The organism is Rhodococcus (subgen. Prescottella) equi (genome assembly GCF_003013675.1).
Lineage (GTDB): Bacteria > Actinomycetota > Actinomycetes > Mycobacteriales > Mycobacteriaceae > Prescottella > Prescottella equi.
This window is the reverse complement of sequence record NZ_CP027793.1, coordinates 3344503-3360200: the sequence shown is the minus strand read 5'-3', so window position 1 is coordinate 3360200 and position 15698 is coordinate 3344503. Positions and strand designations below refer to the sequence as shown.

Sequence of the window (15698 nt, the reverse complement as noted above, 5' to 3'; positions counted from 1 at the left end):
GGCCTACCACGGGCGCGCAAGGGGTAGCTGCCACACCAGACCAGTCGCGCAGCAACGAAAGCCTCACGGCAGCGGCGCGAGCACGTTCGAAGTAGCAAGGGGTAGCCGTCCGATGGCAACGTACGCGATCGTCAAGACCGGCGGAAAGCAGTACAAGGTCGCTGTTGGTGACCTCGTCAAGGTCGAGAAGATCGAGGGTGAGCCCGGCACCGCTGTCTCGCTTGCCCCGGTCCTCGTGGTCGATGGGTCCGAGCTGACCACCGACGCCGACAAGCTGGCGAAGATCTCCGTGACCGGTGAGGTCGTCGAGCACACCAAGGGCCCGAAGATCCGGATCCACAAGTTCAAGAACAAGACCGGCTACCACAAGCGCCAGGGTCACCGTCAGAAGCTGACGGTCCTCAAGGTCACCGGCATCAAGTAGCTCGACCTTTTCACCGATTCAGCTTTCACCGATTCCTGGGAGGGATTCGACATGGCACATAAGAAGGGTGCATCCAGCTCCCGTAACGGTCGCGATTCAAACGCACAGCGACTCGGCGTGAAGCGCTTCGGCGGCCAGTCCGTCAGCGCCGGCGAGATCCTCGTGCGTCAGCGCGGCACCCACTTCCACCCCGGCGTGAACGTCGGCCGTGGCGGTGACGACACCCTGTTCGCTCTCGCTGCGGGCGCCGTCGAGTTCGGCACCAAGCGTGGGCGCAAGACCGTGAACATCGTTCCGGTCGCGGCAGAGGCCTGAGCCTGCTGCCAACTGTGATCCGGACTGCGGTCGTGTCGATGCACTGACGAGTCCGACATCACATCCGATCTCCCAATAGGGGCGGGCCAGGGTCTCACAACCCTGCCCGCCCCTATTGTTGTTTCCAGAACGGTGCGCTCGGCGCGCCGCCCTCTCCGCCCGAAGAATTGACTGAGGAAGGATCCGGCAGTCATGTCCCGATTCATTGACCGCGTGGTGCTGCACGTCAGCGCCGGAAAAGGCGGCAATGGTTGCGCCTCCGTCCACCGCGAGAAGTTCAAGCCGCTCGGCGGCCCCGACGGTGGCAACGGTGGTCGCGGCGGAGATGTCGTGCTCGAGGTGGACCGCAACGTCCACACCCTCCTCGACTTCCACTTCCATCCGCGCGCCAAGGCGACCAACGGCACCCAGGGCATGGGTGGCAACCGTGAAGGTGCCAACGGCTCGGACCTGATCCTCAAGGTGCCGGACGGCACCGTCGTGGTCGACAAGGACGGCGAGGTCCTCGCCGACCTGGTCGGTATCGGTACCCGTTTCGTCGCGGCGCGCGGTGGTCGCGGTGGTCTCGGCAACGCGTCGTTGGCGTCCAAGGCGCGCAAGGCTCCCGGTTTCGCGCTGCTCGGCGAGGACGGCGAGTCGGGCGACCTGATCCTCGAACTCAAGTCGGTCGCCGACGTCGGCCTCGTCGGATTCCCGTCCGCCGGCAAGTCGTCGCTCGTGTCGGTGCTGTCGGCCGCGAAGCCGAAGATCGGTGACTACCCCTTCACGACTCTGCAGCCCAACCTGGGTGTGGTGTCGAGTGGCGACACGACGTTCACCGTCGCCGACGTCCCGGGCCTGATCCCCGGCGCCAGTGAGGGACGCGGTCTGGGTCTGGACTTCCTGCGCCACCTGGAGCGCTGCGCGGTGCTCGCGCACGTCGTCGACTGTGCGACGCTCGAGCCCGGACGCGACCCGATCTCCGACGTCGACGCCCTCGAGACGGAGCTGGCGGCGTACCAGCCCGCGCTCAAGGGCGATGCCGGACTGGGCGATCTCGCCGACCGTCCGCGCATCGTGATCCTCAACAAGGCCGACGTACCCGAGGCGGCCGAGCTCGCCGAGATGGTGACGCCGGACTTCGAGGCGCGCGGTTGGCCGGTGTTCACGATCTCGGCCGTCAGCCGGGAGGGTCTGCGGCCCTTGACCTTTGCGCTCGCCAAGATGGTGGCCGAGTACCGCGAGGCGCATCCGCCGGCGGAGCCGAAGCGTCAGGTGATCCGACCGATCGCGGCCAAGGAGACCGGCTTCGACGTCATCGCCGATCCGGACACACCGGGTGGATTCATCGTGCGGGGCACTCAGCCTGAGCGCTGGGTGCGCCAGACGGCGTTCGACAACGACGAGGCCGTCGGCTACCTCGCGGACCGTCTTGCCCGTCTCGGCGTCGAGGACGCGTTGGTCAAGCACGGCGCCGAACCGGGCGCGTTCGTCACCATCGGTGACGTCGGATTCGAGTGGGAGCCGCAGACCGCGGCTGGTGTCGACATCATCCGTACCGGACGCGGCACCGACGCGCGTCTCGACCAGGACGAGCGCATCGGTGCTGCCGAGCGCAAGCACGCCCGCCGGGTCCGCCGGGGACTCGAGAGCGAGGATCCCGAGAACCGGTGAGCGAGACCAGAGCGGCCATCGCGTCCGCGCGCAGCATCGTCGTCAAGATCGGATCCTCGGCACTCACGAGCCTGATCGGCGGACTCGACGTCGGACGGCTGAACCTGCTCGCGGACGCGCTGGAGGCGCGGATGCGGGCCGGGTCGGACGTCGTCGTGGTGTCGTCGGGCGCTGTGGGAGCGGGCCTGGCTCCGCTCGGATTGACGCACCGCCCAAGGGATCTCGCGACGAAACAGGCGGCCGCCAGCGTCGGTCAGCTGGCCTTGGCGCATGCGTGGGGCACGTCGTTCGCACGATACGGGCGCACTGTCGGACAGGTGTTGCTCACTGCCGACGACATCGCCCGCCGTACCCAGCACCGCAACGCGCAGCGCACCCTCGACCGACTGCGGGCCCTGCACGCGGTCGCGATCGTCAACGAGAACGACACGGTCGCGACGACGGAACTGCGGTTCGGCGACAACGATCGGCTCGCGGCACTCGTCGCGCACCTGGTCGGGGCGGACGCCCTGGTGCTGCTCTCGGACGTCGACGGCCTCTACGACGGCGACCCCCGAAAAGGCGGCGCCACACTGATTCCGGAGGTCAACAGCCCCGAGGACCTCGACGGTGTGGTCGCCGGGTCAGGCGGAGCATTGGGTACGGGCGGGATGGCGTCCAAGCTGTCGGCGGCCCGGCTGGCGGCCGACTCGGGTGTGCCGGTGCTGTTGACCGCGGCATCGGACGCCGCGACGGCACTGACCACCGCCGACGTCGGCACCGTGTTCGCGGCCCGGCCGCACCGGATGTCGGCCCGCAAGTTCTGGGTCAGGCACGCTGCGGACACGCAGGGCGCGCTGCACCTCGACGCGGGCGCCGTACGGGCGGTCGTCGAGCGTCGGCGTTCGCTGCTGCCGGCGGGGATCACCGCCGTCGGCGGCCGGTTCTACGGCGGCGACGTGGTGTCCATCGTCGGACCCGACGACCGTCCCGTCGCGCGCGGCGTGGTGGCGTACGACTCGACGGAGATCGAGGACATGCTGGGCCACTCGACCACGGACCTTCCCGCCGACATGCATCGTCCCGTCGTGCACGCCGACGACCTGGTGGCTCTGTAGCCGTCCGTTCAACCGGGCAGCGCGGACACGAGCGACTCGAGCACGTCCGAGCAGCCGTCCTCGATCTTGAGGGTGGCGAACTCGTCGCCCCGCGTGGCGCCGCGATTGACGATGACGATGGGCAGGCCAGCCCGGGCGGCGCGGCGGACGAAGCGCAGACCCGACATCACGGTCAGCGACGATCCCGCGACCAGCAGGGCGTCGGCGCCGGCAACCATCTCGAAAGCCGCGGTCACGCGCGGTTTCGGCACGCTCTCGCCGAAGTAGACGATGTCGGGCTTGAGCATGCCGCCGCACTGCTCGCAGTCGACCATCCGGAAGTGGTCGGTGGTTTCGATCACGGCGTCCGCGTCGGGTGCGATCTCGACACCCGTGGCGGCGGCAACGGTCTCCGCGAAGCCGGGGTTGGCGGCATCGAGGCGGTCGGCGAGCGTCATCCGGGACGTCTGCGCGCCGCAGTCCAGGCACCGCACCTGTGCGTAGCTGCCGTGCAGGTCGATCACCTGCCGGGTACCGGCCTTGGTGTGCAGCAGATCGACGTTCTGAGTGATGACGCCGTGCACCACGCCTGCCCGTTCGAGTGCGGCGACGGCGCGATGCCCGGTGTTGGGGCGGGCGGCGTCCATGAAGCGCCAACCGAGGTGGTTGCGCGCCCAGTAGTGCCGGCGGAACGAGGGATCACCCACGAACTGCTGATAGGTCATGGGGTTCCGTGGCGGCGAATCGGGCCCGCGGTAGTCGGGGATACCGGAGTCGGTGGAGATACCTGCCCCGGTGAGCACGCACACGCGGCGGCCGTGGAGCAGTTCGAGCATTCGGTCGATCACCCGATCCAGGGTAGGCGTGTCCGATCCGTTCAATCGGCCGCGGCGTCCGCCGTCGGACACTGGTCGCCATGACCACAGTGAACCCGATTCCCGACGGATACCGAACCCTCACGCCGTACCTGGCGGTACCGGACGGCCACGCCGCGCTGGACTTCTACGTCCGAGGACTCGGCGCGGTGATCGTCGACCGGATGGATGCCCCGGACGGCACCGTGATGCACGCCGAGATCCGGATCGGCGACTCGATGCTCCAGCTGTCACAGGAGATGCCCGACTTCGGACTGAAGGCGCCAGAACAGGGCTGGGTGCACTCCTCGCTGGTGGTGTACGTCGAGGACACCGACGCGTTCGTCGACTCCGCGGTGCGGGCCGGCGCCACCCTCGTCACGCCCGTGGCCGACGCGTTCTCCGGCGACCGGCACGGTGTGTTCCTCGACCCGTTCGGGCACCGCTGGGCCGTCTGCACCCGCATCGAGGACGTCCCGCCCGCCGAGGTGGCGCGGCGGGCACGCGAGTTGTTCTTTCCCGATCCGGTGTCCTGACGACGCCACCACGCCGCGATTTCGCGGGAAACGCCACCGCGAGCGGTTTGACTCTCTATCGTGACCGAATTGGACATATGTCCACGTCGGCGCCGTTCGGGCGCCGGCCGCACTCGGTCCGCGCAACGAGAGAGCTCTTCATGGTGTCCACATCCCCGTCCGGTGAGTCCGGCGCGTCCACGCGCCGGGCTCACGTCGTCCGCACAGTTCTCGCGTTGGTCGTCATCGCGCCGCTCGCGATCGCCGGCTTCTACATGTGGGCGCTGTGGAATCCGGGCGACACCGTGAGCCGTCTGCCCGTCGCGATCGTCAACGCAGACGCGGGCGCCGAGGTCGACGGCACCCGGATCGTCGCGGGCGACGACGTCGTCGCCGGTCTGGTCGACAGCGGCGACGTCGACTGGAAGGTCGTCTCGGCGCAACAGGCCCAGGACGGCGTCGACGACGGCACCTACTACTTCTCGGTCCTGATCCCGGAGACGTTCAGCGCCGACGTCGCCAGCGCCGCGAGTGGCAGCGGCCGCAAGGCCCAGCTCGATGTCGTCTACAACGACTACAACAGTCTCGTCGCCACACCGGTCGGGGAGAGCGTCGTCGCGCAGGTGCGTTCGGCCGTCTCGGAGTCGATCGGTGAGCAGTCCGTCGATCAGGTCCTCATCGGGCTCGGTGACCTAGGCAAGGGCTTCGGCGAGGCGGCGGCCGGCGCGCAGCAGCTGTCGGCCGGTACGAAGGACGCGCTCGCCGGCACCAACGAGCTCTACGCCGGCAGCAAGGAGCTGTCGACGGGACTCGGTGAGGCGAACCAGGGTGGAAAGGAACTCGCGGCTGGTGCCGGGGAACTCGCGGCCGGCGCCGGCCAGGCTGCGGCGGGCTCGGGTGAGCTGAGCGCCGGACTGAACCAACTGGTGGGCGGCACGGACGAGCTGGGGGCCGGCGCGAAACAGATCAGCGAGCTCGTCGACACGGTCACCGGACCGCTGCTCAGCATCCTCGGTGAACAGGGCGAGATCCAGTCCCAGCTCGTCGAGCTGCGGGACGGCGCACGGGAGCTGGCACGTCAGCTCACCGATCCGTCGGCGGACTACCGCGGCGGCCTGATGTCGGCGGCTGCGGGTGCCGGGGAGCTGAACACCGGGCTCGGCGAACTGTCGTCGGGAGCGAACCAGCTGAGCACCGGCGCGAACGAATTGTCGGCGGGACTGGGGCAGCTGAACACCGGCGGAATCCAGCTGCGGGACGGACTGGGGCAGCTGTCGACCGGCATGGGCCAGCTCGACAGCGGAAGCAACGAACTCGCGACCGGGCTGACCGACGGCGCCGCGCAGGTTCCCCAGTTCACCGACGAAGAACGGGCCACCACGGCAGGGCTCCTGTCCGCGCCCGTCGCCGTCGAGGAGAAGTACGCCTACCCGGCCGCCGGATTCGGGCCTGGTGCGGTGCCGGCTGTGATGTCGGTGCTGTTGTTCCTCGTCGGCATCCTGATCTGGTTCGTCGTCCGTCCGCGTCGGGGAAGCCCGCAGCGCGTGCACGAGAACGTGATCCGGGAGGGGCTGCGTCGCTACCGGGTGCCGGCGCTCGTCACGCTCGTCGCGGCGCTCGTGGCGACGGTGGTCTCGCTCGTCGTCGCCGACGCGGATCCGCCGAGCGTTCTGGCCCTCGCCGCTGTCATGATCCTCGTGGGTGCGGCGGCGGTGGCGCTGGGACGGCTCTTCACGGTGGTCTTCGGTGCGGTGAACGGCACCTTTGTGGCGTTGGGGGCGTTGATGATCCAGATCTTCGCTTTCGGCGCCGTCTACCCGATCGAGCAGATGCCCGCCCCGCTGCAGTGGTTGCACGCACTGATGCCGCTGACGTGGGCGCGCAACGCCATGCGGATGGTCCTCGTCGGCTACTACGGGCCGCGGTTCTGGACGGCGGTCGCAGGCCTCGTCGCGCTGATCGTCGTCGCCGTGGCGTTCACCATCTGGTGGCGACGTCGCCAGGAACCGGTCGGGGACGACGTTCCCCCGATGGACGACCCCACCGTCGTGATGGAGCGCGTCGGCTGATCAGCACGATCCGCAGCAACGGTCAGGGCCCGGTCGAGTAGTTCGACCGGGCCCTGACTGTTGTGGAGATCTACGAGGCGGCGCGCTCGTCCTCGTCGAGGGTGACGAGCGGGTAGACACCGTTCTCGTCGTGTACCTCGCGTCCGGTGACCGGAGGGTTGAACACGCACAACATGCGCATCGTGGTGACAGGTTCCACCCGGTGTCGCTCGTGCCCGTTCAACAGGTACATCGTCCCGGGCCGGAGCTGGTACACCTCGCCGCTGTCGAGGTCGGTGAGGATGCCGTCGCCCTCGATCAACCACACCGCCTCGATGTGGTTGGCGTAGTGGAACTCGTTGACCGATCCCGCGCGAATGGTGGTCTCGTGGAACGAGAATCCGACGCCGTCGCCGGCGAGCACGATGCGTTTGCTGCGCCAGTTTCCGTCCTCGCTCGTGATGTCGCGGTCGGTGTCGGTGATCTCGTCGGTGGTGCGAACGATCATGAAAGCTCCTCTCGTCGCTACGTTTCCGGTTGGCCCGGGGGTGTCAGGCGAAGACCTTGGCGGTGGCCTCGGCCAGGATGCTCAGTCCGTGGTCGAGTTCGGCCTCGGTGATGGTCAGCGGCGGCAGCAGCTTGACCACCTCGTCGGACGGTCCCGAGGTCTCGGCGAGCAGCCCCTCGTCGAATGCGATTCCGCACACCTTGACGGCCATACCGGGATCGGCGAACACCAGACCCTGGACCATGCCGCGGCCGCGGGTGCTGACGCCGTCGAAAGTCTGGGCCAGGTTCGAGAAGATCTGGCTGATTCGCTCACCCTTCGCGAGCGTGGACTTCTGCAGCGCGTCGTCGGCCCAGTAGTGATCGAGGGCCGCGGTGGCCGTCACGAAAGCCGGGTTGTTGCCGCGGAATGTGCCGTTGTGCTCGCCCGGTGCCCAGAGGTCGAGTTCGGGCTTGAAGAGCGTGAGCGCCATCGGCAGGCCGTAGCCGCCGATCGACTTCGACAGGGTCACGATGTCCGGGGTGATCCCGGCGACCTCGAACGAGAAGAACGGACCGGTTCGGCCGCAGCCCATCTGGACGTCGTCCACGATGAGCAGGATGTCGCGCCGCTGGCACAGGTCGGCGAGGGCCCGAAGCCATTCGGGCCGTGCGACGTTGACGCCGCCCTCACCCTGGACGGTCTCGACGATCACCGCGGCGGGACGGTTGAGCCCGCTGCCCGAGTCGTCGAGCACGCGTTCGAACCACTGGAAGTCTTCGGTGACTCCGCCGAAGTAGTTGTCGAACGGCATGGGGGTGGCGTGCACCAACGGAACACCGGCACCCGCACGCTTCATCGAGTTGCCGGTCACCGACAGCGCGCCCAGCGTCATACCGTGGAAAGCGTTGGTGAAGTTGATGATCGACTCACGGCCGGTGGCCTTGCGGGCGAGTTTCAGTGCGGCCTCGACGGAGTTGGTGCCGGTCGGACCGGGGAACTGGACCTTGTAGTCGAGCCCGCGGGGCTCGAGGATGTTGCGCTGGAAGCTCTTCAGGAACTCCCGTTTGGCGACGGTGGACATGTCCAGGCCGTGCGTGATGCCGTCGCTCGCGATGTAGTCGATGAGCGCCTGCTTCATCACAGGGTTGTTGTGTCCGTAGTTGAGTGCGCCGGCGCCCGCGAAGAAGTCCAGGTACTCGCGCCCGCCCTCGTCGCGGATCCACGCACCGGACGCGGATTCGAACACGGAGGGCCAGTTACGGCTGTAGCTCCGCACCTCGGATTCGAGCGATTCGAAGATGCTGGTCTCGACTGTGGTCATGGGTGCTCCTTCCTCAGGAGGCATTCCGCGGCGAGATCGTGAAAAGATCCTCGGCCTCGTGCCCGTCGGGAAAATCGTTGGGGGAGAACAGTTCACTCTTGGTGATCTCACATCCGCGCCGATGGGCGACGGACGTGAACAGCGCAATCGATGCGGCATTGTCCGGGCTGATGGTGGTCTCGAGCTTCCAGACACCCTGCAACGCAACATGGTCGAGCAGGTGGGACAGCATGCGTCCGGCCAGTCCGCGGCCCCGCTGATCCTCGTCCACGGCGACCTGCCAGACGAATAGTGTGGCCGGCACCTCGGGGCGCACATAGCCGGTAACGAATCCTACGACCCTGTCGTCGGCGGTCGCGACGATCGAGGTGTCCTGAAAATCTCTGCACCACAACAGGTACGAGTAACTCGAATTGAGGTCGAGCACCTGTGAATCCTTGGCGATCTCCCAGAGCCGGACTCCGTCTGAGATCTGGGGCTTACGAAACTCCACCGCGTCCGGCACGGTGGTTGGGGTATTTCTCAGCTGTGTTGGCGTCATTGTGGTTGGCGTCCTTGTTGTTCGAACGTAACAACCCGACGCCTCGATTTCACGGAACCAGCGAAATCGGACAGAGAAGGCCCTACAGCCGTGCAGGTGAGAAGGTGTATGTGACCCTGATCACAGACGGTATCACTTGGGGGTCGCGAGCGCGAAAGGAAGGACGGCGGGGGCACCTGCCCGACGCAGCGTGCGGGCCGCCATCGTCAGCGTCCAACCCGTGTCGGTGACGGTGTCGAGGAGCAGCACCGGGCGGGCGACACCGGACAGGTCCGGGGCCTCCCACCGTCCGTCGAGTCCCGCGACACGGTACGCCGAATTGGCCGCCGAGACCGGCGCAAGCTCGGGCCGCACGTGCAGCACACCCAGATCCTCGAGTCTGCCCACCTCGGCCAGTCGCGTGGTGAGCGACCGCACCAGGATCGGATGCGTCGACGATTCCAGACCCATCACCGCGCCCGGACGTTCGGCCCAGTCCCAGGCCGCGAGGACCTTGATGCAGGCGTCGACGATCGCGTCCGGTACCGGCCCGTCCGGGCCGTCCAGCAGGCCTCGCAGGCGCTGACCCCATCCCAGGTCGGACAGTCGGCCGAGTACGCGGCCCGGCTCCGGGCCGTCGGAGATCTTGCCGGACAGGTTGATTCCGAGCTTGGCCATCCCGGTGGGCCACTGCTTGCGCGGCGCGAGGTCGATGCCGGGGCGCTGCAGACGCTGCCGGGTGTCGGCGAGCGTGGTGTCGCTCACGTCGGGGCTGTACTTCGGACCGGCACAGTTGTCGCAACGGCCGCAGTCACCGGCCGCGGCCAGTCCCGGATCGTCGAGCTGTCGGCGCAGGAACGTCATGCGGCACTCGTCGGTGCGCTCGTACTCGAGCATCGCTTGCTGCTCGGCCTGCCGGGCGGCGTCCAGTCGTCCGTAGCGTTCGGCGTCGTACGTCCAGGGCTGCCCGGTGGCCACCCAGCCGCCGCGGACGCGGCGTACCGCTCCGTCGACGTCGAGCACCTTGAGAACGAGGTCGAGTCGCGTCCGGTTCAGTTCCACGAGCGGCTCGAGGGCCATCGTCGACTGCGGGCGATCGGTGTCGAGGACGTCGATGACCTTGCGCACGATGTGCTCACGCGGGAACGACACCGACGCGAAGTAGCTCCAGATCTGCTGGTCCTCGTGCCCGGGCAGCAGCACCACCTCGGCGCTGTCGGTGGAACGCCCGGCTCGGCCCACCTGCTGGTAGTACGAGATGGGCGACGACGGGGCGCCGAGATGCACGACGAACCCCAGATCGGGCTTGTCGAATCCCATGCCCAACGCCGACGTCGCGACCAGTGCCTTGACCCGGTTGTTCAGCAGGTCGTTCTCGAGCACCTCCCGCTCGGCGGCGTCGGTCTGCCCGGTGTACGCGGCGACCTGGTGACCGCGGTCGGCCAGCAGACTCGCCAGGTCGCGGGCAGCGGAGACGGTGAGCGTGTAGATGATGCCGGACCCGGGGAGCTCGTCGAGGTGCTCGGCCAGCCACGCCGCGCGCTGGATGGCCTCCGGAATGCGGACGACCGACATGCGCAGCGAGTCGCGTTCGAGGGTGCCCCGCAGCACCAGAGTCTCGGCGCCGCCCACTCCGAGTTGCGCGGCGACGTCGGTGACAACGCGGTCGTTCGCGGTGGCCGTCGTGGCCAGGACCGGGATGCCCTCGCCGAGTTCCTCGACCAGGGTCCGGATGCGGCGGTAGTCCGGCCGGAAGTCGTGGCCCCAGTCCGAGACGCAATGGGCCTCGTCGACCACGACGAGGCCGGCATCCGCGGCGAGGGACGGCAGCACCTGGTCGCGGAAGTCGGGGTTGTTGAGTCTCTCGGGGCTGACCAGCAGTACATCGAGTTCGCGGGCGGCCACCCGTTCGTGGATCTCGTCCCACTCGGTGACGTTGCCCGAGTTGATCGTCGCCGCCCGCACACCGGCCCGTTCGGCAGAGGCGACCTGGTTGCGCATCAGGGCCAGCAGCGGGGAGACGATGACGGTCGGGCCGTGCCCGTGTGCCCGCAGCAGCTTCGCGGCGATGAAGTAGACCGCCGACTTGCCCCAGCCGGTGCGCTGCACCACGAGCGCGCGCCGTCGGCCGACCACCAGGGCTTCGATCGCCGTCCACTGGTCCTCCCGGAGCCGGGCGTCCGGGCCGGCGAGCTCCCGGAGCAACCGTTCGGCCTCGTCGCGGAGATCGGCGGCGGACTCGGTGCTGGTCGCGGTCGTCATGCGTCCATCGTGCCCGAGGACGCCGACAGGTCCGGTGTCACGGTGGCTCGGGTCAGTAGGTGGAACGCGCCATGTGCAGGATCGGGAACGGGCGACCGTCGGCGTCGGTCTCCGAGCGGCCGAGCGTGACGAAGCCGTGGCGTTCGTAGAACCCGACGGCCTGAGGATTCTGTTCGTTGACGTCCAGTACCAGGTCCGGATGACCCGCGAGCGCGCGGTCGAGCAGCGCGGAGCCGATTCCGCGTCCGCGATGCGCGTCGTCGACGAAGAGCATCTCGAGGGAGTTGCCGGCGAGTCCGGAGAAACCCGCAGGCACCCCGTCGACGTCTGCCACTGTGACTTCGACCGCCGGGAGGTAGTCACTGGTCATCCGGGACTCGAAGAACGCGACGTCCTCGGGGGTGAGGAAATCGTGGGTTGCCTCGACCGCGCTCCGCCAGATGCGGACCAGGGCCGGCCACTCCGTCGGACTCGTACACGGCCGCAGGACCGGATCGGCAGAGATCACCCGGTGAACCGTACGGGCCCCGACCGCGGGTGCCAACCCGATTTCCACGTCAAGCGTCCGCGGCCGAGATTTCCTCGATCTCGGCGCGCGTCGGCGACGCCGCACTGGCGCCGGGACGGGTCGCGGTGAGCGCGCCCGCCGCACAGGCGAACGTCAGCGCCGCGAGCGGGCCGCGGCTCCACGCCGATGCCAGCGCTCCCGCGAACGCGTCACCCGCGCCGGTGGTGTCGACCGCGTCGACCGAGGGGGCGGCGACCCGGAGTTGCTCGCCGCCGGGTCCGCGGTAGCGCGCGCCGTCGGCGCCGAGAGTCGTGACCACGTGCTGCACCCGGGTGAGGGCGTCCTCGCCGAGTTGCCGCTCCTCGGTTTCGTTCACGACGAGGACGTCCACCGCATCGACGAGGCCGTCGGGCAGTGGCTGCGCCGGAGAGGGATTGAGGATCACGACGGTCCCGTGTGCGGCGGCGTGCCGGGCGGCCGCGGTCACGGTGTCGAGAGGGATCTCCAACTGGCACAGCAGGACGTCGGCGTCGGCGATTGCCGCCAGCTCGTCGTGTGTGAGGTCCACGACCCGGGAGTTGGCGCCGGGCACCACGATGATCGAGTTCTGGCCGGAGCTGTCGACAGTGATCGCGGCGACGCCGCTGGGGCCGGGCACCTCCCGCAGCCGTTCGGCGTCCACTTCCGCGTCCACGAGTGTCTGGCGCAGTTCGAGCGCGAACGTGTCGTCGCCCACCGCGCCCACGAAGGCGACGTCCGCTCCGGCCTTCGCCGCGGCGATCGCCTGGTTGGATCCCTTGCCGCCCGGTGTCGTCGCGAACGAGGTGCCGAGGACCGTCTCGCCCGGGGCGGGCATCCGTGCAGCCCGCGCCACCAGGTCCATGTTGATGCTGCCGACGACGACCACGGTGTTCTGCTCCATGTGCCGAGGCTAGTCGCCCCACGCGGGAGACCGGCCGGGTCAGTACCGCGACGAGGCGCGTCCGAGCAGGGTGAAGTAGCCCGCGCCGACGAGCACGCCGAACACCGCGCCGACCGCGAGGGCGATCCGGCCCGCATCGGTGAAGAACAGCAGTACTACGACGAATGCCAGGAACGTCAGCGCGATCCAGTTGGTGTACGGCGCGCCGGGCAGCCGGTAGTCCGACGCCGGTAGCGCGCCGCGATTGACGAAGCGGCGGTAGCGCAGATGACACGCGAGGATCACACCCCACACGAAGATGATCCCGATCGTCGACACCGAGGTGATGTAGACGAACGCGCGGTCCGGGGACAGGATGTTGACGACGACGCCGATGATCATCGCTCCGGCCGACATGGTGATACCCGCGTACGGCACGTGCCGACTGCTCAACCTGCCCAGCACCTCGGGTGCCTCACGGCGCAGCGACAGGCTGCGCAGCATCCGGCCGGTGGAGTAGATGCCGGAGTTGCACGACGACAGCGCCGCGGTGAGCAGGACGAAATTCATGATGCCGGCGGCGGCGGGGATGCCGATCTGTTCGAGCACCTCGACGAACGGACTCTTACCGGCGTGGAAGTCCTGCCAGCTCGCGACCGAGAGGATGACGATCAGCGAGCCGACGTAGAACAGGCCGATGCGGAACGGCAGCGTGTTGATCGCCTTGCGCAGGGTCTGCTTGGGATCCTTGGCCTCGCCGGCCGTGACGCCGACGAGTTCGACGCCGACGTACGCGAACATGACCACCTGCAGGCTCATCAGCGCGCTGCCGAACCCGTTGGGGAAGACGCCGCCGTCCGCCCACAGGTTCGTCACCGTCGGATTGGTGGCGTGACCGAATCCGAGAGTGAGGACGCCGATCCCGATGAGGATCATCCCCAGAATGGCGGTGATCTTGATGGCCGAGAACCAGAACTCGGCCTCGCCGAAGAGTTTCACCGAGATGAGGTTGGCGCTGAACAGCACGAGCAGGACCACGAGCGCGGTCAGCCACGTCGGGACACTCGGCCACCAGTACTCGACGTACTTGCCGGCGACCGTGATCTCGGCCATGCACGTGGCCGCCCACACCGCCCAGTACGCCCACCCGGTGGCGAACCCGAAGAACCGCCCCAGGAACTCCTCGGCGTACTCGGCGAAGCTGCCGGAGATCGGCCGGTACGTCAGCAGTTCGCCGAGCGCCCGCATGATGACGAAGATCGCCAGGCCGGCCGCGAGATACGCGAGGATGAGCGACGGCCCGGCCTCCTCGATCGCGCCGCCGGCGCCGTAGAACAGGCCCGTCCCGATCGCGCCGCCGAGCGCGATCATCTGCACGGTGCGGGCGTTGAGTCCGCGACTGTATCCCTCTGACGGTGCTTGGTGGATCGTCTCGTGTTGTGACACTGACTTTTCCTTATGCAGTCGGCGCATGGGCAGAACGATTATGCGCCCGCGGCGCTCGCTAATCTGTAGAGATGACTGCCGCGACGCACACTTCACCGGCCGCCACCGACTCCGGGGACACCCGCCAGGAGGTCCACGACGCGGCCCGGCGCGCGCGTGTCGCGTCTCGCGCGCTGGCGCTGCTCACCACCGCGCAGAAGGACGCCGCCCTGCAGGCGGCGGCGGACGCGGTCGTCGCCGCGACCGACGCCGTGCTCGCCGCGAACGCCGAGGACATCGAGACCGCCCGCGCGGCCGGCACCGAGGACTCTCTCCTCGACCGACTCCGTCTGACGGCCGCGCGTGTCGAAGGCATCGCGTCGGGTCTGCGTCAGGTGGCCGGCCTGGCCGACCCGGTCGGCGAGATCGTCCGCGGTTCGACGCTCCCGAACGGCCTCGAGATCCGACAGGTGCGCGTTCCGCTCGGCGTGGTGGGCATGGTGTACGAGGCCCGCCCCAACGTCACGGTCGACGCGTTCGGGCTGGCGCTCAAGTCCGGCAACGCGGCACTGCTGCGCGGGTCGTCGTCGGCAGCGAAGTCCAACGCCGCGCTGGTGCAGGTGCTGCGCGAGTCGCTCACCGAGCAGGGATTGCCCGCGGACGCCGTCCAGCTGCTGCCCAGCGCCGACCGCTCCAGTGTCACGCACCTCATCCAGGCCCGTGGTCTGGTCGACGTCGTCATCCCGCGCGGCGGCGCCGGCCTGATCAACGCGGTCGTCCGTGACGCCACGGTGCCGACCATCGAGACCGGGGTCGGCAACTGCCACGTCTACGTGCACGCCGCCGCGGATCTCGAGATGGCCGAGAAGATCGTCCTCAACGCCAAGACCCGCCGGCCCAGCGTGTGCAACACCGCCGAGACGCTGCTGATCGACGCGGCGATCGCCGAGACCGCGGTGCCCAAGCTGCTGCAGGCGCTGCAGCAGCACAGCGTCACCGTGCACGGCGACCTGCCCGGTCTCGTCCCCGCCACCGAGGACGACTGGTCCGAGGAGTACCTCACCCTCGACATCGCCCTCAAGGTCGTCGACGGTCTCGACGAGGCCGTCGCGCACATCGACCACTACGGCACCGGCCACACCGAGGCCATCGTGACGTCCGATCTGTCCGCTGCGCGCGAGTTCACCACGCGTGTCGACGCCGCCGCGGTTATGGTCAACGCCTCGACTGCCTTCACCGACGGTGAGCAGTTCGGGTTCGGTGCGGAGATCGGGATCTCCACGCAGAAGCTGCACGCCCGCGGCCCGATGGGTCTGGGCGAGCTCACCTCGACCAAGTGGACTGTCTGGGGAGACGGTCATACCCGACCGGCCTGACGGCCCGAAA

Annotated in this window: 15 protein-coding genes; 7 read left to right on the top strand and 8 right to left on the bottom strand. The window is 68.5% G+C overall.

What is annotated here, in order from left to right:
* The first annotated feature begins 112 nt into the window (after positions 1 to 112).
* The 4 genes from rplU to proB all read left to right on the top strand — a co-directional run bounded on the left by rplU (position 113) and on the right by proB (position 3489).
* Positions 113 to 424, top strand: a complete 312-nt coding sequence (gene rplU, locus C7H75_RS15715; protein ID WP_005512259.1) for a 50S ribosomal protein L21 — start codon at positions 113 to 115, stop codon at positions 422 to 424.
* 51 nt (positions 425 to 475) lie between these two features.
* Positions 476 to 739, top strand: coding sequence for a 50S ribosomal protein L27 (gene rpmA, locus C7H75_RS15710; protein ID WP_013416501.1), 264 nt, complete (start codon positions 476 to 478; stop codon positions 737 to 739).
* 192 nt (positions 740 to 931) lie between these two features.
* Positions 932 to 2392: a GTPase ObgE gene (obgE, locus tag C7H75_RS15705; RefSeq protein ID WP_106851564.1), complete on the top strand. Its 1461-nt coding sequence runs from the start codon at positions 932 to 934 to the stop codon at positions 2390 to 2392.
* Positions 2389 to 3489 carry a glutamate 5-kinase gene (proB, locus tag C7H75_RS15700; RefSeq protein WP_005512262.1) on the top strand — a complete coding sequence of 367 codons (1101 nt, stop codon included), beginning with the start codon at positions 2389 to 2391 and terminating at the stop codon, positions 3487 to 3489. The genes obgE and proB overlap by 4 nt, the downstream gene beginning before the upstream one ends.
* An 8-nt stretch (positions 3490 to 3497) precedes the next feature.
* Here the strand turns inward: proB and C7H75_RS15695 are convergent, their stop codons facing one another.
* Complete coding sequence (locus C7H75_RS15695; protein ID WP_394342310.1) at positions 3498 to 4304, bottom strand: NAD-dependent protein deacetylase; 807 nt, start codon at positions 4302 to 4304, stop codon at positions 3498 to 3500.
* A gap of 80 nt (positions 4305 to 4384) precedes the next feature.
* Between C7H75_RS15695 and C7H75_RS15690 the strand changes: the two genes are divergently transcribed.
* Positions 4385 to 4858: a VOC family protein gene (locus C7H75_RS15690; RefSeq protein ID WP_022596750.1), complete on the top strand. Its 474-nt coding sequence runs from the start codon at positions 4385 to 4387 to the stop codon at positions 4856 to 4858.
* A 140-nt stretch (positions 4859 to 4998) separates the two neighbouring features.
* Positions 4999 to 6906, top strand: coding sequence for a YhgE/Pip domain-containing protein (locus tag C7H75_RS15685; protein WP_069856914.1), 1908 nt, complete (start codon positions 4999 to 5001; stop codon positions 6904 to 6906).
* 70 nt (positions 6907 to 6976) lie between these two features.
* Here the strand turns inward: C7H75_RS15685 and C7H75_RS15680 are convergent, their stop codons facing one another.
* The 7 genes from C7H75_RS15680 to C7H75_RS15650 all read right to left on the bottom strand — a co-directional run bounded on the left by C7H75_RS15680 (position 6977) and on the right by C7H75_RS15650 (position 14360).
* The gene (locus tag C7H75_RS15680; RefSeq protein WP_005512267.1) at positions 6977 to 7393 is read right to left on the bottom strand and encodes an ectoine synthase; all 417 of its coding nucleotides are present in this window, start codon (positions 7391 to 7393) and stop codon (positions 6977 to 6979) included.
* 43 nt (positions 7394 to 7436) lie between these two features.
* The gene (ectB, locus tag C7H75_RS15675; RefSeq protein ID WP_005512268.1) at positions 7437 to 8696 is read right to left on the bottom strand and encodes a diaminobutyrate--2-oxoglutarate transaminase; all 1260 of its coding nucleotides are present in this window, start codon (positions 8694 to 8696) and stop codon (positions 7437 to 7439) included.
* A 13-nt stretch (positions 8697 to 8709) separates the two neighbouring features.
* A complete protein-coding gene (ectA, locus tag C7H75_RS15670; protein WP_037084058.1) occupies positions 8710 to 9237 on the bottom strand; it encodes a diaminobutyrate acetyltransferase in 528 nt (175 codons plus the stop codon).
* Between the two features lie 132 nt (positions 9238 to 9369).
* Positions 9370 to 11478 (bottom strand): RecQ family ATP-dependent DNA helicase, encoded by a 2109-nt coding sequence (locus C7H75_RS15665; protein WP_106851562.1) that lies wholly within the window; start codon positions 11476 to 11478, stop codon positions 9370 to 9372.
* 52 nt (positions 11479 to 11530) lie between these two features.
* Positions 11531 to 11986, bottom strand: coding sequence for an acetyltransferase (locus C7H75_RS15660; RefSeq protein ID WP_372439996.1), 456 nt, complete (start codon positions 11984 to 11986; stop codon positions 11531 to 11533).
* Between the two features lie 49 nt (positions 11987 to 12035).
* Positions 12036 to 12908, bottom strand: coding sequence for a ribokinase (locus C7H75_RS15655; protein ID WP_084869528.1), 873 nt, complete (start codon positions 12906 to 12908; stop codon positions 12036 to 12038).
* 39 nt (positions 12909 to 12947) lie between these two features.
* Positions 12948 to 14360, bottom strand: coding sequence for an amino acid permease (locus C7H75_RS15650; protein WP_013416494.1), 1413 nt, complete (start codon positions 14358 to 14360; stop codon positions 12948 to 12950).
* Positions 14361 to 14404: 44 nt separating this feature from the next.
* On the opposite strand from C7H75_RS15650, the gene C7H75_RS15645 reads away from it, so the two are divergent.
* A complete protein-coding gene (locus C7H75_RS15645) occupies positions 14405 to 15688 on the top strand; it encodes a glutamate-5-semialdehyde dehydrogenase (RefSeq protein WP_005512276.1) in 1284 nt (427 codons plus the stop codon).
* Positions 15689 to 15698: the final 10 nt, after the last annotated feature.

Bases quoted from the DNA above. Each gene is read 5' to 3' on its own strand.
- C7H75_RS15650 (WP_013416494.1), bottom strand. From the start codon at position 14,360: ATGCGCCGACTGCATAAGGAAAAGTCAGTGTCACAACACGAGACGATC.
- rpmA (WP_013416501.1), top strand. From the start codon at position 476: ATGGCACATAAGAAGGGTGCATCCAGCTCCCGTAACGGTCGCGATTCA.
- rplU (WP_005512259.1), top strand. From the start codon at position 113: ATGGCAACGTACGCGATCGTCAAGACCGGCGGAAAGCAGTACAAGGTC.
- C7H75_RS15685 (WP_069856914.1), top strand. From the start codon at position 4,999: ATGGTGTCCACATCCCCGTCCGGTGAGTCCGGCGCGTCCACGCGCCGG.
- obgE (WP_106851564.1), top strand. From the start codon at position 932: ATGTCCCGATTCATTGACCGCGTGGTGCTGCACGTCAGCGCCGGAAAA.
- C7H75_RS15665 (WP_106851562.1), bottom strand. From the start codon at position 11,478: ATGACGACCGCGACCAGCACCGAGTCCGCCGCCGATCTCCGCGACGAG.
- C7H75_RS15690 (WP_022596750.1), top strand. From the start codon at position 4,385: ATGACCACAGTGAACCCGATTCCCGACGGATACCGAACCCTCACGCCG.
- C7H75_RS15680 (WP_005512267.1), bottom strand. From the start codon at position 7,393: ATGATCGTTCGCACCACCGACGAGATCACCGACACCGACCGCGACATC.
- C7H75_RS15695 (WP_394342310.1), bottom strand. From the start codon at position 4,304: ATGCTCGAACTGCTCCACGGCCGCCGCGTGTGCGTGCTCACCGGGGCA.
- C7H75_RS15655 (WP_084869528.1), bottom strand. From the start codon at position 12,908: ATGGAGCAGAACACCGTGGTCGTCGTCGGCAGCATCAACATGGACCTG.
- ectA (WP_037084058.1), bottom strand. From the start codon at position 9,237: ATGACGCCAACACAGCTGAGAAATACCCCAACCACCGTGCCGGACGCG.
- C7H75_RS15645 (WP_005512276.1), top strand. From the start codon at position 14,405: ATGACTGCCGCGACGCACACTTCACCGGCCGCCACCGACTCCGGGGAC.
- ectB (WP_005512268.1), bottom strand. From the start codon at position 8,696: ATGACCACAGTCGAGACCAGCATCTTCGAATCGCTCGAATCCGAGGTG.